This window comes from Nocardia thraciensis, from assembly GCF_054782435.1.
Window position 1 is genome coordinate 124,032 of record NZ_BAAGSM010000033.1, and the last position, 19,125, is coordinate 143,156.

Sequence of the window (19,125 nt, forward strand, 5' to 3'; positions counted from 1 at the left end):
TGGATTGTTGTGACGAGCGAGCGTGAGACCCCCAAGGTGCTGCTGGTCGACGACGACGAGGATCTGCTGGCGTCGGTCGAGCGGGGGTTGCGGCTGTCCGGGTTCGCGGTGCTGATCGCTCGCGACGGCGCGGAGGCGCTGCGCTGCGTGAGCGACGACGCGCCGGATGCGATCGTGCTCGATATGAACATGCCGGTGCTCGACGGGGCCGGGGTGGTCACGGCGCTGCGGGCGATGGGCAACGAGGTGCCGATCTGTGTGCTGTCGGCGCGCAACTCGGTCGGCGACCGGATCGCCGGACTCGAGTCCGGGGCCGACGACTATCTGGTCAAGCCGTTCGTGCTGGCCGAGCTGGTTGCCCGGATCCGGGCGCTGCTGCGCCGCCGCACCGATACCGCCGCCGCCCCCGCCACGCCCGGCGCGATCACCGTGGGTCCGTTGGAGATCGACGTCGCGGGCTATCGCGCGCTGCTGCACGGCCGCGAGATCGAGCTCACCAAGCGGGAATTCGAGCTGCTGTCGACCCTGGCCCGCAACGCGGGCGTGGTGCTGAGCCGGGAGCGGCTGCTGGAGCTGGTGTGGGGCTACGACTTCGCCGCCGACACCAATGTGGTCGACGTCTTCGTCGGCTACCTGCGCCGCAAGCTGGAGACCGACGGCGCCCCGCGCCTGCTGCACACCATCCGCGGCGTCGGCTTCGTGCTGCGGGCGCCGAAATGACCGGCGGCGTGGCCGAATCCACTCGCACTCGCCGACGCCGGTCGTACTCGCTGCGCACCCGCGTGGCCGGTGCGGCGGCGCTGGGCGCGATCATCATCACCGCCGTCCTGAGCTGGGTGTCGCTGCGCGCGCTGGAACGCAACAACCTGGCCCAGGCCGATCAGGAGCTGACCATCGCCTCGCGCATCGTGCTGATGCAGCCGGTGATCGCGGTCGGCGTGCTGTCGCTGGTCGGGCCGAACGACGACATCGCGGTCACGGTCCGGGAGCACGGCGATGTGGTGTCCTCCACCAGCGTCCGGCTCCCGGATTCGGAGCCGGGCTCGCAGACGCTGACCATCGACGACACTCCTTTCCGGGTGCTGACCACCACCGAGAACCAGCCGCCGGGCCGCACGGTGTCGATGGCGATCCCGCTGACCGACGCCTACCACGCCACCGCCGAGCAAAGGCGCTGGGTGCTGGTCGCCGCCGGGCTCGCGGTGGCGGCCGCGGCCGGGCTGGGCTGGGTTTTCGGCGGGCGTGCGGTGCGTCCGATCGTGGACCTCACCCGGCAGGTGGGCGCGCGCAGCGGCACCGGGGAGCCCGAGGCCGCGGTCGGCAGCTCCGGCGTCCGCGAGGCCGAACAGCTTGCCGAGGCGGTGAATTCGCTGCTGGAGCGGGTGCACCGGGCGCAGGCCGAGACCGCGGCCGCGCTCGATACCGCGCGCGACTTCGCGGCGGTCTCCGCACACGAACTGCGCACCCCGCTCACCGCGATGCGCACCGACCTGGAGGTGCTGCGCACCCTCGACCTGGACGAGGCGCAGCGCGCGGAGATCCTCACCGACCTGCAGCGCAGCGAGGGCCGGGTGGAGGCGACGCTGGCCGCGCTGGAGCGGCTGGCCGCCGGTGAACTCACCAACGACGAGGACCACGTCGAGACCGATGTGGGCGATCTGATCGACCAGTCCGCGCACGACGCCATGCGGCACTTCCCCCGGCTGACCGTGCGTATCGACACCGACCCGGAGCTGGTCACCCGCGGCCTGCCCACCGGCCTGCGGCTGGCGGTGGACAACGCGCTGACCAACTCGGCCCGGCACGGCGCCGCCACCGAGGCGCTGGTGTCGGCGCACCGCACGCCCGACGGATTCATCGTGATCTCCGTCGACGACAACGGGCACGGCATCCCGCCCGACGAGCGCGCCGCGGTGTTCAAGCGATTCTTCCGCGGCAGCCGGGCCAGCAAGGGCGGCTCCGGCCTGGGCCTGGCGCTGGTCGCGCAGCAGGCCCAATTGCACGGTGGACGAGCGTTTTTCGACGACGGGACGCTCGGCGGTGTCCGCCTGGTGCTGATGTTGCCGGACCGCGGCGCGGGGTTCGACACCGAGACATCTTGAACGCCATGATCTTTCGCTGATCCGCGACCCTTACCGAATCCACAGGGAAGCGCCAGTACCGCACCATCTCGAACCTCTACGGTCTGGGTGTGGTCGGAAAACGAAATCGCTGGATCCTGGTCGTCGCGGTGCTGCTCATCGCCGGTGCGGCGACCGGTGGCGCACTCTGGCTACGCCAGTCCACCCATGCCCCCGCCGGTATCGCCATCGTGAACGCCGACACCGGCACGACCGGCGCCAAGATCGTGAAGGGGCTGCAGGACGGCGGCATCCACGACTGGACCGTCGCCGCGCCCCACCAACTGAGCACCGACGACTACGCGGCGGTGGTCACGCTGCCCGCGGACCTGTCCTCCTCCCTGGCCACGCTGGCCTCCGCCAAGCCGCAGCGCGCGCAGGTCACCGTCGACACCAACGCGCACGCCGACGCGAACCTGGTCAACGACGCCGTGAACGAGGTGACCCGCCGGATCTCCGCGGCGGGCGTGGACCAGGCGCTCGCGGCCGTCACCACGGCGCGCGGCTCGGTGCAGCAGGTGGCCTTCACCACGCAACTGCTCGGCGCCGGGGTGCAGTTGGCGGCCGACGCCTCCGGGCAGTTCACCGGCGGCGCCGACGAGATGCTCGGCTTCCTGAACACCGCCAAGGACGGCGCCGGTCAGCTGACCTCCGGAATCGACCAGCTCAACAGCGCCCTCGGGGCCGCGACCACGCAGGCGAACAGCCTCGCGGGCGCGCTGGACGCGACCGGCGTGACGATCGGTCAGGTCTCCGGCACCGCCACCGCGCTCAGCACCGGCCTGCACCAGGTACTGCCGCTGATCCGCGCGCTGCCGTTCGCGGACGACCCGGGACTGGCCGACATCACCGGCAAACTCGAAGCGCTGCAGGGCATCTCCAGCCAGGCGAGTACCCAGCTCGCGGGCTTCGCCCAGCTCACTGGATCGAGCACCGACCCGAACACCCCGGTGAGCGCGCTGCTGCGCGACGCCGCGACCCGGCTGTCGGAGGCCGGGGCGCAGCTGAACCAGGGCGCCCAGCTGGCCCGGCAGGTACCGCAGCTGGCCGATCAGGGCGCCGCCCAGCTGACCGGCGCGATCCAGGCGCTGACCGGCGGCGTGCAGCAACTGCAGCAGATCGTGTCGAATCTGAACACGCAAACGGGCAACGCGCTCAATGCGTTGCCCGTGCGCAGCAGCAATCAACAGTCGGCGATCGCGACGAACCTCAGCGATCCCGTGGAGATCGTGCGGGACTAGCTCGACGGGGAGAATCAGCCGGCGTTCAACAGGTCGATGATGAAGACCAGCGTCTTGCCCGACAGCTGGTGGCCCGCGCCCTCGGGGCCGTAGGCGAGCTCCGGCGGGATGGTGAGCTGGCGGCGGCCGCCGACCTTCATCCCCGGAATGCCGTCCTGCCAGCCCTGGATCAGGCCGCGCAGCGGGAAGGTGAGCGATTCGCCGCGATTCCACGAGGAGTCGAATTCCTCGCCCGTGTCGTACTCGACGCCCACGTAGTGCACCTCGACCGTGCCGCCGGGCACCGCCTCGGGACCCTCGCCCTCGACGATGTCCTTCACCACCAGCTCAGTGGGCGCGGGGCCCTCCTGGAACTCGACTTCGGGCTTGGTCATGCGTCCTCTTCCGTTCGATGGATTTGCCGACACACAGTTTTCACCATAGCGGCCCCGGCGAAACCACCCGGCCGCACGAAGCGCTGGTGCGCGGCGGTCCGCACCGCTGTGCGCAGCGGGAACCGCGGTCGGCGGGCGGTCCCGGAGTCGGCGCGTCGCGAGCAGGGCATGATGGATGCCCGTGGCCGCAGTGATCGACATCGACGACCCCGCGGATCCCCGGGTCGCCGATTTCCGGGATCTCAACTCCGCGGATCGGCGGCCGGATCTGCCGGGCCGCAAGGGCCTGGTGATCGCGGAGGGCGTGGTGGTGGTGCAGCGCATGCTGGCCTCCCGGTTCACGCCGTTCGCGCTGCTCGGGGTGGGCCGCCGGTACGAGTCGCTGGCGGCGGATCTCGCGGGGGTGGACGTGCCCTACTACCGGGCCACCGCGGAGGTGATGGCCGAGGTGGTCGGCTTCCACCTCAATCGCGGGGTGTTGGCCGCCGCCCGGCGGCCGCCGGAACTGTCGGTGGACGAGGCGCTGGCCGATGCCCGCACGGTGGCCGTGCTGGAGGGCGTCAACGACCACGAGAACATCGGCTCGATCTTCCGGAACGCGGCGGGGCTGGGCGTCGGCGCGGTACTGTTCGGCGATCGCTGTGCCGATCCGCTGTATCGGCGGGCGGTGCGGGTGTCGATGGGGCATGTGCTGCGGGTGCCCTTCGCGCACCTGCCATGCTGGCCCGAGGGGCTGGAATCGTTGCGTGCCAAGGGTTTCCAGATCATCGCGCTGACGCCGGACCCGGCCGCGGCGAACCTGGCCGCCGCGACGACCGGCGCGCGGGCGGCGCTGCTGCTCGGCGCCGAGGGCCCGGGCCTGACCGAGGAGGCGATGCGCGCCACCGACGTGCGGGCGCGCATTCCGATGACCTCCGGCACCGACTCACTGAACGTGGCCACCGCTGCGGCGCTGGCCTTTTACGAAAGGGTCCGCATCTCGTGAATCACCCGCACGGACCCGAGCCGACGCCGTGGGCGGCCGGGCTGGCCGTCGCGAGCCTCGTCGCGGTGCTCACCGCCGCCGGGGTGTTCTCGTTCGGCAGCGCGCTGGCCCACGTGCACTGGGTACTCGCCGTCGTGGTGAATGTGGTTGCGGTAGGCGGCGCGACACCCACCCTCTGGCGCTGGCGCCACACCCCGGTGACGCGATGGGTACTGGGCGGAATCGGCGCTGGGGTACTACTCGGCTGGACCACCTTGCTGATCTCCGCAGTCTCCTCCTGACCAGCTGCCCCCCACGTCATTCCGGCATGCTTTTGGCCGGAATCCCCCTCACGACACCCGGTCCCGCCCGCGCAACCAGCCGAACCAGCGTTTTCCGTTGTGTTCCGGGACCTTCGGCTCCTCCGGGACGATCGGCGGCGGCGCCTCGCCCTTCGGATAGAGGCTGAAACCGCAGACGGCGACGTCGGTCGGTTTGAGCGCATCCTCGCAAGTCGCTCCGCGATAACGGAATCCGAGCCATTCGAGGTTCGCCTCGTCGGCGAAGGCGGGCGGGTCGAACGGCAGGATCTGCGGATCGGGTAGCTCGCCGGGCTGCAGTTGCACCGGATGCTCACCGGCCCAGTAGGGCCGCTCCCACACCAGCGGCAGGCCCTCGTCCTCGAGAATGGAGACCCGGGTGGCGCTGAACGCACGGCGGAATTCGCCACGCTCCCAATGCGCGAACGCGCCCCAGCCGTGCGGAATGTCGTAGGAGACGAGATAGGTGTGCTCGGAGGCCAGCGGCCGCACCAGCAGGTCGGGCAGCTGCGTCGGGTGGCCGAGCGCGGCCTGCGTGGTGCACACGACCGTCACGCCGGGATAGCAGCCGATGTAGATCGATCCGGGATCCGGCCCGGCCCACACCTTCAGCGTGCCCGAGGCCGCCGGGACCACGTCGCGCTCGGGATTGAGCTGCTTGGCCAGTGCCAACGCCGCCTCGGGATCCGGATCGGGGTGTTCGCGGAGCACCGCCACCGGATCGGGGTCGTCGACGTACCAGAGGGACGAAGCTGTAGACGGCACTTCCGACACCTCCCGATCCTCGTACGAGTAAGCATAGCTACTCACGAGCAAACATCAGGACCCCGACACCGGCCCCAACTCCCCGACCTGCCCGATGCCCGCCCGGAACGCACTGGGGGCATACGAAAAATCTACTCCCCCAACACCCGAAAACACCGCGCTTCGCACCCCGGCCGCGCGTGTCAAGGCCCCTTCCCCTCATTCATCCATCATTACCCGGCGCGCTTTTGGCCGGGATCAGTGACCGGAGCTGCGGACTCCTAATAGCACGTCTTCCCAGGACGGCATGGGGGCCTTGCCGTTGCGCTTGGAGCGGGGCTTCTGACCGGCCGGTTTCGCGTTCGCTGGCTTACCGGACTGCGCGGATTGCGTCGAGCGCTCCGGCGGGGCGCTCGCGGCCGGGGCGGCGGGCGCGGCGGGCTCGGCGGGTTCGGTCGGCGCCGAATGCGGCGGTGCGGTAGGGGAATTCGCGGCCGGTGCCGCCGTGGCGGTGCCGGGCCCGGCGGGGGGCGGCGTGGCCGGGGCGGGCTCGGACGGCGCCGCGGCGGCGGTGCTCGTGCGGGCGGCGGTGCCCGCGGCGGCGACCGGGATCGCGCCGCCACCGACCGCGGCGCGCCGCTCGAAGTATTCGGGCTCGCTCGCCTCGGCGGCGATCGGCGCGGATTCGTGCGCGGCGGGCGCCGGATCCTCGGGGGCGAACTGGGCGGGCTCGGGGGCGCTGGACGCGGCCACGACCGTATCGACCGGCGCCGATTCGTCGGCGGACTCCGGCAGGATGGTGGCCAGCCCGCGCAGCGCCCGGCCGAAATCTGGGTCGATCAGATCGGTGGCGGGATCGTCCAGCGGGGTGACCGAGCCGCCGTGGGCGTCGGGCTGGAAGCGCCAGTGCGCGGCGATCACCGATCGGCCCGCCTGCCACTGCAATTGGGCCACCCAGTGGCCCTTCTCGTCCTTCCAGGCGTCCCATTCGGCGATATCGCTGTTGTGCCCGCGCTCGGCGAACGCGGCGGTGACGACATCGAGGAGCGTCTCCACGGCCGGGCCGTCGCTGCGGACCGGATGCGCGCGCTGGGCCAGTTCGGCCGCGCGGGCCCGCTCCAGCAGCACCGGGTAGGCGAAGCGCTCCACCCGGGAGGTCGGCATGCCCGACTCCTCGGTGACCTGTTCGACGGAGGCACCCGCACGGATACGGGCCTGGATATCGCGAGGACGCATCGTAGCTTCCATTTCGATCTCTATCTGGCCGAATCGGGCAAGGTCGCCGCGGGCGGCGGCACGCAATTTCTCGTCGGCGGCAAGCCGATACTTCACGCCGGTCTCGGTGTCGACACACACGATGTGCGCGGAATCGGGCGTCAATCCGATCACTCGAAGTTCACGCACCGTTACCTCCTTATCGCTGCGTCGATCACAGCCAGGCTCGCCACACCGCCCACGTTCTGGAACAGTAGTGCACTTCTGAGATTCATGTGGCAAGACACGCGCGCGGAAATCTGTGTACAGGGTCCCGCGCGCGCTAGTCTGCTCTATTCACTTCTTAGCGTGTTCTCACCCGATTCGCTCGACAACCCAGTCGATGCAGCGGGTCAGCTGAGAGACGTCCTCGGGGTCGATGGCCGGGAACATGCCGACGCGCAACTGGTTGCGGCCCAGCTTGCGGTACGGCTCGGTGTCCACGATCCCGTTGGCGCGCAACACCTTCGCTACCTGCGCGGCATCCACCGACTCGGCGAAGTCGACGGTGCCGACGACCTGCGAGCGATGCGCCGGATCGGCGACGAACGGCGTGGCGAATTCACTCGACTCGGCCCACGAGTACAGCCGCGACGAGGAATCCAGCGTGCGCTTGACCGTCCAGTCCAGGCCGCCGTTGTTGTTCATCCACTCGATCTGGTCCGCGAACAGCAGCAGGGTGGCCAGCGCCGGGGTGTTGTAGGTCTGGTCCTTGGAGCTGTTGTCGACGGCGATCGGCAGCGACAGGAACTCGGGGGTGAATCGGCCCGAATCCTTGATCTCGGCAACGCGTTCGAGGGCCTTGGGACTCATCAGGGCGACCCACAGCCCGCCGTCGGAGGCGAAGCACTTCTGCGGTGCGAAGTAGTAGACGTCGGCGTCGGTGATGGTGACCGGCAGGCCGCCCGCGCCCGAGGTGGCGTCGATGGCGATCAGCGCGTTCTCCGAACCGGCCGGGCGCTGCACGGGCAGCGCGACGCCGGTGGACGTCTCGTTGTGCGCCCAGGCGATCACGTCGGCGGTGGGGTCCGACACCGGCTCCGGCGCGGTGCCCGGGTCGGTGGAGACCACGATCGGATCCTCGATGAAGGGGTTCTTCTTCGCCACCGCAGCGAATTTCGAGCTGAACTCGCCGTAGGTCAGGTGCAGCGAGCGCTCCCGGATCAGGCCGAAGGCGGCCGCGTCCCAGAACGCGGTGGTGCCGCCGTTGCCGAGCACCACCTCGTAGCCCTCCGGCAGCGCGAACAGTTCGCGCAGTCCGGAGCGCACGCGCGCCACCACGTCTTTGACCGGCTTCTGGCGGTGGCTGGTACCCATCACCGAGGCGCCGACCTCGACTAGGGAGCGCAGCTGCTCGGGCCGGACTTTGGACGGGCCGCAGCCGAACCGTCCGTCGGCGGGCTTGAGATCGTCGGGGATGGTCGGGAACGCAGCGGTCATGGCCACCAGCCTAAAGGCTGGCCCCAGGCCCGAATGCGGGTGGGTCACCGGCGTCGCCGGGCCCATGCCGCAGTAATTCGCACGACCGTATTACCGTGGCGCACGACACAGACGGCTACCGTGGGGCCATGAGGAGCAAATCGTGAGCACAGGGTGTCGGCCGCGGCCGCAAGCCTGCGAGACGCGGGCATGAGCGAGAGCAGCGAGCGAGCAGACAACACGGCCGCCCCGGCGGCCGAGACGGAACCGAGCGGCGAGGTGACGGCGTGAGCACGGCCGCGCGGCACGGGGTCGCGGCGCGTCCCGTCGCACCTGTGGGCGACGCCGTACAGGCCGGCCGCATCGCCGCGGCTGAACAGCGTGCGGACGACCGCCCGGGCGGCGCCCAGACCTCGTCCGGCGAATCGGCGATCCGACGACGCACCGTGCTCGACCGACTGGCGAAGCGGCTCGAAGCGCACGGGTTCACCTTCCGGCACGGCGCCCTGTCCGCGGCCGCGCAGCGGGAACTGCTGATCCGCGGGCTGCCCGGCTCCGCCACCGTGCTGGGCGTGCGGCCCCGCCGCACCGAACCCGGCCACCGGTTCTGGGTGCGGGTGCAGGCCGAGGGGCAGCATCCCTACGAGACCCGGGTGCGCCAGCGGGTCAGCGAATCCGATCTGGAGCTGATGCAGCCCGGCGACGTGGTCGGCTGCCGGGTGGATCCGGGCGACCGCGAACGGGTGGTGCTGTACGTCCCGAACCCCGAGGAGGCGACCCGGGTCAGCATCGCGAAGATCCTCGCCGGCGGCCGCCGCGCGGATGCGACGGTGCTCGCCGCGACCCCGGTGGCCGCCGACTACAGCGGCCGCGACGATCCGGTCCTGCGGCTGGACCTGGAGCTACGGGCCTGGGACGAGCCGCGGCCGTGGTGGGTGCGCATCGTGCAGCCGGTGCCGCTGTCGGCCATCCAATTGGTCGACCTGGGAAGACATTTGGAGGTCGCCTTCTTCACCGTCGACCGAGGCGAGTCGGTGGCCGTGGACTGGGATGCCTCCGAGTCCTGACCCACGTCGTTCCGGCGGAAGTGCCAGGGCAGCTTCACGAATTCGTAGCCCTGGGCGCGCAATCCTCGTCGACGGCCTGCTGCGGCGAATCGGTGCCCGGCGACCAAAGTCACCCCCGCCGCCATCAGCCGCCGCCGCGAGATCCCGACGTCGAACCCGCGACGGATGCTACGCGATCCCGGCAAAAGGCCCGCCGGGAAGAGCACGCCGGGAAAGTGGTGCGGTACTGCCTATTTGCGGGTCACGGAGTCCCAGCCGACGACCGACTCCGGTTTGCGGGGGGCGGGGCCGGTGTAGATGGCGGCGGGGCGGACCAGCTTGCCCAGCTTCTTCTGCTCCAGGATGTGGGCGCACCAGCCGGCGGTGCGGCCGCAGGTGAACATCGCGGGCATCATGTGCGCGGGCACCTCGGCGAAGTCGAGGATCACCGCGGCCCAGAACTCGACATTGGTCTCGATGGCGCGGTCGGGCCGACGCTCGCGCAGTTCGGCCAGCGCGGCCTGCTCCAGCGCCGCGGCCACCTCGAAGCGCGGGGCGTCCAGCCGCTCGGCGGTGGCGCGCAGCACCCGGGCGCGGGGATCCTCGGCCCGGTACACCCGGTGGCCGAAGCCCATCAGCTTCTCCTTGCGATCCAGGATGCCCCTGACCAAAGCCCGTGCGTCCCCGGACCTCTCGACCTCCTCGATCATCGGCAGCACCCGGGCCGGGGCGCCGCCGTGCAGTGGGCCGGACATCGCGCCGATCGCACCGGACAGCGACGCCGCCACGTCCGCCCCGGTGGAGGCGATGACGCGGGCGGTGAAGGTGGAGGCGTTCATGCCGTGCTCGGCCGCCGAGACCCAGTAGGCGTCGATGGCCTCGATGTGCCGCGGGTCCGGATCGCCCTTCCACCGCACCATGAACCGCTCGGTGATGGTGTCGCACTCATCGATCTTCTTCTGCGGCACGGCGGGCTGGTAGATGCCGCGAGCGGACTGCGCCACATACGACAGCGCCATCACCGACGCGCGGGCCAGGTTCTCCCGGGCGGTGTCGTCGTCGATATCCAGCAGCGGCTGGTAGCCCCAGATCGGCGCGAGCATGGCCAGCCCGGCCTGCACGTCGACGCGGACGTCACCGGTGTGCACCGGCAGCGGGAACGGCTCGGCAGGGGGCAGCCCGCGCCCGAACTCACCATCGACCAGCAGCGCCCAGACGTCGCCGAAGGTCACCCGGTTCTCGACCAGGTCCTGGATGTCGACACCGCGGTAGCGCAGCGCGCCACCGTCCTTGTCGGGCTCGGCGATGTCGGTGGTGAAGGCCACCACACCTTCCAGGCCGCTGACGAAATCGGGTGGTACGGCGGGGGCCGCAGCGCTGGCAGTCATGTTGTGACTCTCCTTGCAATTCGGGCCGCACGATCTGTGGGCGACCACGCTGTGTTCGAATCGGCGCTCGAGGCCCCCGCATTTCCCCACGTTGCCGCGTCGGGCCGTGGACCGCTCCCGCCGAGTCCGATACGACGCCGGGGCGGACGTACAGGCTGCCGCCTGCCGGGCCGGACGCGCGCGTCGATCAGTAGGAACCTTAGTCCCTCTGCTACTGCGGAGTAACGTCTGGTCCATGCGCGACGAGCAGAATTCACCTGGATCGGCGGCGCGGCCCGAGGCCGCCGAGATCGATCCGGCGCTGCGGGCGCACCTGGACATCGCCGCGATGCGCGCCGAGTACGGCGGCGGTTCGACCGGTGCGGCCGGATCGGACACCGACCTGGACGAATCCTGGCTGGCCGACGGCTGGGAACCGCTGCTGCGGGTGTGGATCGAACAGGCCACGCGCGCCGCTATCGCCGAGCCGAATGCCATGGTGCTGGCGACCGTGGAACTGACCGACGCCGGGCCGCGGCCCGCCTCGCGGACGGTGCTGTGCAAAGGCCTCTCGGGCGAGGGTGTGACCTTTTACACCAATTACGATTCCGGCAAGGGTATGCAGCTGTCCGAGGTCCCCTACGGTTCGATCACCTTCGCCTGGCCCGCCCTCGGACGCCAGGTGAATCTGCGCGGCCCGGTAGGCACGGTGGCGCCCGAGGCGACGTCGGTGTACTGGCGGTCGCGGCCCCGCAATTCGCAGCTGGGCGCCTGGGCCTCGCAGCAGTCGCGGCCGGTGGCCTCGCGCGCGGAACTGGACCGGGCGCTCGCCGATGTCACCGACCGCTTCGAGGGCGTGGAGCAGATACCGGTCCCCGCGAACTGGGGCGGCTATCTGCTGCGGCCCGAACAGGTCGAGTTCTGGCAGGGGCGGCGCAGCCGATTGCACAACCGGATCCGGGTGACGCTGGAGGCGGGCAGCACCGACCCGGCCGCGATGAAGGTCCAGCGTCTGCAGCCCTGACGAATGGTCGTCACACCGCTTGTAATCATGGGATGACTTACCGAAAATCGGTGACCATGCGTCAGACCATCCCGCTACTGTTCCGCCGGTGAAGCTTCTCGCGGATACCGCGCCGCTCCGCAACACCGACTACCGCCGCCTGTGGACGACCGGCATCGTCACCATGATCGGCGCGCAGCTGTCGGTGGTGGCCGTGCCGCAGCAGATCTTCGAAATCACCGGCAGCTCAGGCTATGTCGGCCTGGCGGGGCTGTTCGGCCTGGTACCGCTGGTAGCCTTCGGCCTGTGGGGCGGGGCGCTGGCCGATGTGATGGACCGGCGAAAGCTGTTGCTGATCACCAGCACCGGCACCGGACTGACGGCCCTCGCGTTCTGGGTTCAGGCGGCGGCCGGACTCGGGAACGTGTGGATCGTGCTGGGCCTGTTCGCGGTGCAGCAGGCCTTCTTCGCGGTGAACCAGCCCACCCGCGCCGCGATCATCCCCCGGCTGCTCTCCCCCGACCTGCTGCCCGCCGCCAATTCGCTCAACATGACGGTGATGCAGTTCGGCGCGATCGCCGGGCCCGTGCTGGCCGGTGCGCTGATCCCGCTGACCGGGCTGTCGATGCTCTACCTACTCGACGCGATCGCGCTGCTGGCCACCCTGTGGGCGGTCTGGCGGCTCCCGTCGGTTCCGCCCACGGGTACCCAGCGCCGGGCGGGCCTGCGGACGGTGGTCGAGGGCTTCACCTATCTGGCGACGCAGCGGATCCTGCTCGCCTCCTTCGTGGTGGACATCATCGCGATGGTCTTCGGCATGCCGCGGGCGCTGTTCCCGCAGATCGCCCGGGACAGCTTCGGGGATCCGGCGAGCGGCGGCGTCGCGCTGGGCCTGCTGTTCGCGGCGATCTCGGCGGGCGCGGTGGCGGGTGGCGTGTTCTCCGGCTGGCTCACCCATGTGCGGCGGCAGGGCCTGGCCGTCATCGTGTGCATCGTGCTGTGGGGTGTGGCGATGATCGGCTTCGGGGTGGCGATCGGCGCCACGGGGCACGGCCTGTCCGTGGGCGCGGGACTGTGGATAGCCTTGGCCTGCTTGGCCTTCGGCGGCGCCGTCGACATGTTCTCGGCCGCGCTGCGGACCACCATGCTGCAGCAGGTCGCCACCGACGAGATGCGCGGGCGGCTGCAGGGCGTCTTCATCGTGGTGGTGGCGGGCGGCCCGCGCATCGGTGATGTTGCCCACGGTTTTGCGGCCGCGGCGCTGGGTACCGCCGTAGCGGCGGCCGGGGGCGGGGCGCTCGTCGTGATCGGTGTGCTGATCGCCGCGCTGGCATTCCCGGCATTCGTGCGATACCGGGTCGCGCGCGCCCACGCCGAGGTCCCGACCGCGTAAGTGGGCACGTCAACCGTGGCCGACAGCCGCTCGACCCGCCCGCGGATCCCGGCGCCTCCGGCCGAGATCGCCCGGTCCACCCGAGGCCCGTCGCGCCCTTACCACGCGACCCCGCTCCACCTCACCTCGCGCGCGGGTGACCGTGAGGTAGTTAACGCCCACCCTCGCTAATCATGTGGACCAGCCAGCGGCTAGCGTTGGTGTAAGCGCATCGGACGCCGACCGCACCCGGCGCCTACGGTTCTAGCCTGAGAGGGATCCTTCCGTGCCCGCTGAGAACAGCATGAACGTCGACATCGACGGCAAGCCGGTACTGTCCTACCCCGGTGGCGAATACCCCATGTCGGTCACCAAGGCCGCCGAGGGCAACGACGGGATCGAACTGGGCAAGCTACTGGCCAGCACCGGATACGTCACCTACGACCCCGGTTTCACCAATACCGCCCCGACCAAATCGTCGATCACCTATATCGATGGCGAGGCCGGGATCCTCCGCTACCGCGGCTATCCGATCGAGCAGTTGGCCTCCAGCTCGAACTTCATCGAGGTCAGCTACCTGCTCATCTACGGCGAGCTGCCGACCCAGGCCCAGCTCGACGACTTCACCGACCGGATCCGGCGGCACACCCTGCTGCACGAGGATCTCAAGCGCTTCTTCGACGGCTTCCCGCGCAACGCGCATCCGATGCCGGTGCTGTCCTCGGCGGTGAACGCGCTGTCGGCCTACTACCAGGATTCGCTGGATCCCCGCGATCCCGAACAGGTCGAGCTGTCCACCATCCGCCTGCTGGCCAAGCTGCCGACCATCGCGGCGTACTCGTACAAGAAGTCGGTGGGCCAGCCGTTCCTCTATCCCGACAACTCGCTGTCGCTGGTGGAGAACTTCCTGCGGATGACCTTCGGCTTCCCGGCCGAGCCCTACGAGGTCGACTCCGAGGTCGCCGCGGCCCTGGACATGCTGCTGATCCTGCACGCCGACCACGAGCAGAACTGCTCCACCTCGACCGTGCGCCTGGTCGGCTCCTCCGACGCCAACCTGTTCACCTCGGTGTCCGGCGGCATCAACGCGCTCTGGGGCCCGCTGCACGGCGGCGCCAACCAGGCCGTGCTGGAGATGCTCGACGGCATCAAGGAGCAGGGCGGCGACGTCAAGGAATTCATCCGCAAGGTCAAGAACAAGGAAGACGGGGTGAAGCTGATGGGCTTCGGACACCGCGTCTACCGCAACTACGACCCGCGCGCCACCATCGTCAAGAAGACCGCCGACCAGATCCTCGGCAAGCTCGGCGTGCAGGATCCGCTGCTCGACATCGCCAAAGCCCTCGAGGAGGCCGCGCTCACCGACGACTACTTCGTCGAGCGCCGCCTCTACCCGAACGTCGACTTCTACACCGGCGTCATCTACCGCGCCATGGGTTTCCCCACCCGCATGTTCACCGTGCTGTTCGCGATGGGCCGCCTGCCCGGCTGGATCGCGCACTGGCGCGAACTACACCGCGAGCCCCTGAAGATCGGCCGCCCGCGCCAGATCTACACCGGCTACGGCGAGCGCAACTACAGCGACATCGACGGCCGCTGAGACCCGAACGACACGCAACCCGCTTCCGTACCACGGGAGCGGGTTTCGCGCGTTGGTGGTCAGGTTGGTCGCCTGCCTGCCGGAGTTCGTCAGGGGCTGACATCGCGTCGTAACCAGGAAATTGCCTGGGCGTCCACCAGACTGTGGAAATGGCCGCGCAACCGCCCGCGCCCGGTATCCGCCGCCGCATGCCGCCCTGGCTCCCCCGGGCCATGGTGCTGGCGTTCGTCTTTCTCGCGCTGCGGGCCGAAGCTGCGGCGCACGATGTGCTCGCTGCTGCCGCCCGCCCGGCAGGACACCGTGCTGCACGCGTGGGATCTGGCGATCGAGAAGACCGGCGGCTACCTGTACTCCCGCGCGCTGCTCGCGGTGATCTCGGCCGTCGCGCACGGCGCCTTCCTCGCGATTCTCGGGCTGCCGAACGCGGTGGCGCTGGGCATCTGGTTCGGCGTGATCGCCTCGTTCGTGCCGACCGTGGGCACCTACCTCGCGGGCATCCTGCCGGTGCTGGTGGCGCTCACCATCCGGCCGATCGACGCGCTGTGGATCGTCGTGTTCACGATCGTCTACCAGTGGTTCCAGGACTATCTGTTGCAGCCGCGGATCACCCAGCGCACCGTGGACGTGCACGCCGCCATCGCGCTGCTGGCGGTGCTCGCGGGCGGGGCCCTGCTGGGCGCGGTGGGCGCGCTGCTGGCCATCCCGGCCACGGCGACCGTGCAGGCATTCTGCAGCGAATACGTGAAACGCTATGAGGTGTCCGAGGATCCACGCATCGGGCGCACCACCTCGGCCCGCAAGCGCCGCCGTCGAGCCGCGGCCGCCACTGACAGGCCGGACGAATAGCGTTGCGGTGTACGAGCTGTCGACAAGGCGTTGTTAAGCCGATGTGAAGGCCCGGGCCGCACAGTTACCTCAGCGAGGCCAACCACCTCGCGACACCCGGTCCGCACCGTGCCCACCGGTGCGGACCGGGCCCAGATTTCGCGAAGGGCGAGGTTCGGACGCACGGATCGGCCGGTGCGGGCAACGGCGCCCGCACGACAATGGAGTCGGGCCGCTTCGTGCTCCGCACCGCCGGTGAAAATCGGGTGCGCCCGCCGGTAACCCGTGCGATCGTCGAACCATGGCGACCGCATCCGACATCACACTGAGGACCGCGACCGAGGCGGACCTTCCGGCCACCGGGACCCTGCTGGGCAACGCGTTCGGCGGGCCGCTCCCGCCGGAGGTGGCCGATGTCTACGCCGAGCAGGGTCTGCGGATGTTTCCGCTGGAACGCCGGATCGTGGCTGTGGATGGGGGTCGGATCGTCGGGAACACCCAGGACACGACGATGACACTGACGGTGCCGGGCGAGCGCACCATCGACGTGAGCGGGGTCGCCGCCGTGGCGGTCGCGCCCACGCATCGGCGGCGCGGCATCCTGCGCGCGATGTACACGCGCCTGCATGAGCGGACCGAGGCCGCGGGGCTGCCGCTGACCATCTTCACCGCCAGCCAGGGGACCATCTACGGGCGGTTCGGATACGGCCCCGCCGTGCTCGAGCATCGCGTGCGGATCGATCGGCGATTCGCCGAATTCCTGCCCACCGCACCGGATCCCGGCGGTGTCGAGCTGCTGGCGGCGGACGACGCGACCCCGCTGCTGCCGCAGATCTACGACCGCTGGCGGCGGCTGACGCCGGGCGCCCAGATCCAGCCCGAGGCCGCCTGGACCCGCAAGCTCGCGCACTGGCGCAGCGGGCACGGGCTGTTCGCGCTCGTCCATCCGGACGGCTACGCGCTGTACCGGCACGAGCACCCCGAATCCGGATCCACGGCCGAGGTCGTCGAGTTCCGGGCGGTCACCACCGAGGCTCATGCGGCGCTCTGGCGGACCCTGCTCGGCCTGGATCTCGTGCAGACCGTCGAGGCCACGCTGAGCCCCGAGGATCCGCTCCCCTACCTGCTCACCGACCCGCGGCTGGTCCGCACGACCGGCCGCTACGACGGATTGTGGGCCCGGGTCATGGATGTTCCCGCCGCCCTGTCGGGTCGTGGGTACTCCGACGATCTGGACGTCGCGCTCGGCGTGCACGACCCGTTCCGCGGCGCGGGCGGCACCTTCGCCCTGCGGGTCCGCGACGGGATCGCCGAATGCGCCCCCACGACCCGCGCCCCGGACATCGAACTCGGCATCGACGTCCTCGGCAGCCTCTACCTCGGCGCCTACCGCGCCCGCACCTTCGCCGCGGCAAATCGCCTGCAGGCCAAGGATTCCGAGCATCTGCGCGCCGTCGACCGGGCCTTCGCCTCGGACCGCGACGCGGCGCTCGGCTGGTTCTTCTGACCCGGCGAGGTAGTGGCCACGCGCCGCGGGGGCTGGCATGCTGGGGATGTGACGTTGATCCGGTTCGTCCTGAACGTGCTGTGGCTGGTGTTCGCCGGTTTCTGGATGGCGCTGGGCTACCTGCTGGCGGGGATCATCTGCTGCATCCTGATCGTCACCATCCCGTTCGGCATCGCCTCGTTCCGGATCGCCGGGTACGTGCTGTGGCCGTTCGGGCGGACCACCGTGGAGAAGCCGGGCGCCGGTACGCCCTCGCTCATCGGCAACGTGGTCTGGGTGATCGTGGCGGGGTGGTGGCTGGCGCTGGGGCATCTGCTCACCAGCATCCCGCTGTTCGTGTCGATCATCGGCATCCCGTTCGGCTGGGCGAACCTGAAACTCATCCCGGTATCGCTGATGCCGCTGGGCCGCGAGATCGTCCCCAGCGATCAGGCGTTCGTCGCGCGGTACTAGCCGACCGGCGGCGTTCCGGCTATTCCGATTCCGCCACAATCTGTTTCATGATGCCGACCGCGTCGGACAGCACCTTCAGCTGCTCGGGGCTCAGTCCCGACAGCTGCTCGGTCATCCACGCTTCGCGGGCGTTGTTCTCGTCCCGAATCAGCGCCAGGCCCGCGTCCGACAGCGACACGATGATCTGGCGGCCGTCGGTGGGGTGCGGCTTCCGTTCCACCAGTTGCAGTTCCGACAGCGAGGCGATCACCCGCGTCATCGACGGCGGCTGCACCCGCTCCTTGGCCGCCAGCGCACCCGGCGTCATCGCGCCTTCGCGATTGAGAGTCGCCAGCGCCGACAACTGGGTCAGCGAAATCTGAGCATCGACGCGGCGGCCCCGCAGATGTCGCGTCAAGCGCACCACCGCCAGCGAGAGCTCGGCCGCCAGCGCACGTATGTCGGAAGGCGTTGTCACAGAGGCAAACGATACGGGACGCTCCACACGGGAGACGCCCGTTCACGCCGTATGGTGGACATCGTGACACAGAACGTCCCGGAGATTCCGCCGCGCCTGACCGATCCGCGGCCGGTGCTGGCGGTGGGAACCGCGCTGTGGGCGATCGCGACGATAGCGGTGTGGCTCGTCGACCGATGGGCCGAAGCGCGCCCGATCTGCCTGATGGGACTGGCGGTCGGGTTGCTCGGCTACACCATCTTCGTAATACAGCGGCGGGGCGCCCGGCGCGGCGACAAAGGCGCTCAGACGGGGCTCCAGAGGCTTTGACCCTCGCCTCCGCAGGGCGACTCCGACAGACTTTTACGGCGCGCGAATTGACTGTTCGGCTCCTTGCCGCTTAACTGCGTTGAGTGTCCTCCCGATTGAGCGTCGAAGAACGACGAGCCCACCTTATCGAGGCGGCTATCGGCCTAGCCGAAAAAAAGGGCGTGGCGGGTGTCACCACGCGCGATGTGGCTCAGGCAGCCGGTGTTTCGCTCGGTGTGGTGCATTACTGTTTCGAAAACAAGGACGCGCTGATGACCGAGTTGGTCAAGGCGTTGTCGATGGAATTACGCGATTCCGTCGAGACCAACGAAACGGTATGGCAGGACGTCGGAAGTGGAAAAGAATCGCTTCAAAATTTGGTTCGAGCAAGCCTCGAACTTCTGTGGTTGAACATAGAAGCCACCCCCGAACGACAGTTGCTGACCTACGAGACCACCACCTACGCACTGCGCGAAAGTGAACAAACCCCGGCGAAACTCGCGATCGCGCGCGAGCAGTACACATTCAACGACTCCACCGTCGCCGACGTTCTCGAACACGCCCGCGACGCCACGGGCACCGAGTGGCGCGTGCCGGTCCAGACCCTGAGCCGCTTCACGCTCTCCGTCATCGACGGCATCGTGCTGCGCTGGCTGGTGGACAACGACAGCGCCGCGGTCCGTGGGCAACTCGACCTGCTGGCGGAGATGGTCACCAGCTACGCGCGGTAGGGCTGCTCGAAATCGTTGTGAGGCAACCACTTTCAGCTGG

20 protein-coding genes are annotated in these 19,125 nt (G+C 69.7%); 14 read left to right on the forward strand and 6 right to left on the reverse strand.

What is annotated here, in order from left to right; all coding sequences use genetic code 11:
- The first annotated feature begins 9 nt into the window (after positions 1-9).
- The 3 genes from ACYVLQ_RS21690 (at position 10) to ACYVLQ_RS21700 (ending at position 3,361) form a co-directional block, all read left to right on the forward strand.
- Positions 10-720 (forward strand): response regulator transcription factor, encoded by a 711-nt coding sequence (locus ACYVLQ_RS21690; RefSeq protein WP_460699339.1) that lies wholly within the window; start codon positions 10-12, stop codon positions 718-720.
- 8 nt (positions 721-728) lie between these two features.
- Positions 729-2,102, forward strand: coding sequence for a sensor histidine kinase (locus tag ACYVLQ_RS21695; RefSeq protein ID WP_460699340.1), 1,374 nt, complete (start codon positions 729-731; stop codon positions 2,100-2,102).
- An 89-nt stretch (positions 2,103-2,191) separates the two neighbouring features.
- Entirely contained in the window at positions 2,192-3,361 is a 1,170-nt protein-coding gene (locus tag ACYVLQ_RS21700) for a YhgE/Pip domain-containing protein (RefSeq protein WP_460699341.1), read from the forward strand.
- Positions 3,362-3,375: 14 nt separating this feature from the next.
- On the opposite strand, the gene ACYVLQ_RS21705 is transcribed toward ACYVLQ_RS21700, so the two are convergent.
- Positions 3,376-3,735, reverse strand: coding sequence for an FKBP-type peptidyl-prolyl cis-trans isomerase (locus ACYVLQ_RS21705; protein WP_460699342.1), 360 nt, complete (start codon positions 3,733-3,735; stop codon positions 3,376-3,378).
- Positions 3,736-3,916: 181 nt separating this feature from the next.
- On the opposite strand from ACYVLQ_RS21705, the gene ACYVLQ_RS21710 reads away from it, so the two are divergent.
- Complete coding sequence (locus tag ACYVLQ_RS21710; protein WP_460699343.1) at positions 3,917-4,720, forward strand: TrmH family RNA methyltransferase; 804 nt, start codon at positions 3,917-3,919, stop codon at positions 4,718-4,720.
- Positions 4,717-5,001, forward strand: coding sequence for a DUF2537 domain-containing protein (locus ACYVLQ_RS21715; RefSeq protein ID WP_460699344.1), 285 nt, complete (start codon positions 4,717-4,719; stop codon positions 4,999-5,001). The genes ACYVLQ_RS21710 and ACYVLQ_RS21715 overlap by 4 nt, the downstream gene beginning before the upstream one ends.
- Positions 5,002-5,049: 48 nt before the next feature.
- Here the strand turns inward: ACYVLQ_RS21715 and ACYVLQ_RS21720 are convergent, their stop codons facing one another.
- From ACYVLQ_RS21720 to serC, 3 genes are all read right to left on the reverse strand, one after another.
- The gene (locus ACYVLQ_RS21720; protein WP_460699345.1) at positions 5,050-5,784 is read right to left on the reverse strand and encodes a DUF6928 family protein; all 735 of its coding nucleotides are present in this window, start codon (positions 5,782-5,784) and stop codon (positions 5,050-5,052) included.
- Positions 5,785-6,021: 237 nt separating this feature from the next.
- Positions 6,022-7,167 (reverse strand): septation protein SepH, encoded by a 1,146-nt coding sequence (sepH, locus tag ACYVLQ_RS21725; RefSeq protein WP_460699346.1) that lies wholly within the window; start codon positions 7,165-7,167, stop codon positions 6,022-6,024.
- 165 nt (positions 7,168-7,332) lie between these two features.
- Positions 7,333-8,457: a phosphoserine transaminase gene (serC, locus tag ACYVLQ_RS21730; RefSeq protein ID WP_460699347.1), complete on the reverse strand. Its 1,125-nt coding sequence runs from the start codon at positions 8,455-8,457 to the stop codon at positions 7,333-7,335.
- Positions 8,458-8,723: 266 nt separating this feature from the next.
- Between serC and ACYVLQ_RS21735 the strand changes: the two genes are divergently transcribed.
- A complete protein-coding gene (locus tag ACYVLQ_RS21735) occupies positions 8,724-9,503 on the forward strand; it encodes a hypothetical protein (RefSeq protein ID WP_460699348.1) in 780 nt (259 codons plus the stop codon).
- Between the two features lie 230 nt (positions 9,504-9,733).
- Here ACYVLQ_RS21735 and ACYVLQ_RS21740 read toward each other — a convergent pair whose 3' ends face one another.
- Entirely contained in the window at positions 9,734-10,870 is a 1,137-nt protein-coding gene (locus tag ACYVLQ_RS21740; protein WP_460699349.1) for a citrate synthase 2, read from the reverse strand.
- A gap of 235 nt (positions 10,871-11,105) precedes the next feature.
- Here ACYVLQ_RS21740 and pdxH point away from each other — a divergent pair, with 235 nt between their 5' ends.
- The 6 genes from pdxH (at position 11,106) to ACYVLQ_RS21770 (ending at position 17,609) form a co-directional block, all read left to right on the forward strand.
- Entirely contained in the window at positions 11,106-11,873 is a 768-nt protein-coding gene (gene pdxH, locus ACYVLQ_RS21745; protein WP_460699350.1) for a pyridoxamine 5'-phosphate oxidase, read from the forward strand.
- Positions 11,874-11,961: 88 nt separating this feature from the next.
- The gene (locus tag ACYVLQ_RS21750) at positions 11,962-13,245 is read left to right on the forward strand and encodes an MFS transporter (protein WP_460699351.1); all 1,284 of its coding nucleotides are present in this window, start codon (positions 11,962-11,964) and stop codon (positions 13,243-13,245) included.
- Between the two features lie 265 nt (positions 13,246-13,510).
- On the forward strand, positions 13,511-14,824 hold the full coding sequence (locus ACYVLQ_RS21755) for a citrate synthase (protein WP_460699352.1): 1,314 nt from the start codon (positions 13,511-13,513) through the stop codon (positions 14,822-14,824).
- Between the two features lie 252 nt (positions 14,825-15,076).
- Positions 15,077-15,670, forward strand: a complete 594-nt coding sequence (locus ACYVLQ_RS21760; RefSeq protein ID WP_460699592.1) for an AI-2E family transporter — start codon at positions 15,077-15,079, stop codon at positions 15,668-15,670.
- A 280-nt stretch (positions 15,671-15,950) separates the two neighbouring features.
- Entirely contained in the window at positions 15,951-17,156 is a 1,206-nt protein-coding gene (locus ACYVLQ_RS21765) for a GNAT family N-acetyltransferase (RefSeq protein ID WP_460699353.1), read from the forward strand.
- Positions 17,157-17,213: 57 nt separating this feature from the next.
- Positions 17,214-17,609: a YccF domain-containing protein gene (locus tag ACYVLQ_RS21770; protein ID WP_460699593.1), complete on the forward strand. Its 396-nt coding sequence runs from the start codon at positions 17,214-17,216 to the stop codon at positions 17,607-17,609.
- Positions 17,610-17,628: 19 nt separating this feature from the next.
- Here the strand turns inward: ACYVLQ_RS21770 and ACYVLQ_RS21775 are convergent, their stop codons facing one another.
- Positions 17,629-18,066 carry a MarR family winged helix-turn-helix transcriptional regulator gene (locus tag ACYVLQ_RS21775; protein ID WP_460699354.1) on the reverse strand — a complete coding sequence of 146 codons (438 nt, stop codon included), beginning with the start codon at positions 18,064-18,066 and terminating at the stop codon, positions 17,629-17,631.
- A gap of 51 nt (positions 18,067-18,117) precedes the next feature.
- Here ACYVLQ_RS21775 and ACYVLQ_RS21780 point away from each other — a divergent pair, with 51 nt between their 5' ends.
- A complete protein-coding gene (locus ACYVLQ_RS21780) occupies positions 18,118-18,375 on the forward strand; it encodes a DUF2530 domain-containing protein (RefSeq protein ID WP_460699355.1) in 258 nt (85 codons plus the stop codon).
- Between the two features lie 95 nt (positions 18,376-18,470).
- Complete coding sequence (locus ACYVLQ_RS21785) at positions 18,471-19,085, forward strand: TetR/AcrR family transcriptional regulator (RefSeq protein ID WP_246011720.1); 615 nt, start codon at positions 18,471-18,473, stop codon at positions 19,083-19,085.
- Positions 19,086-19,125: the final 40 nt, after the last annotated feature.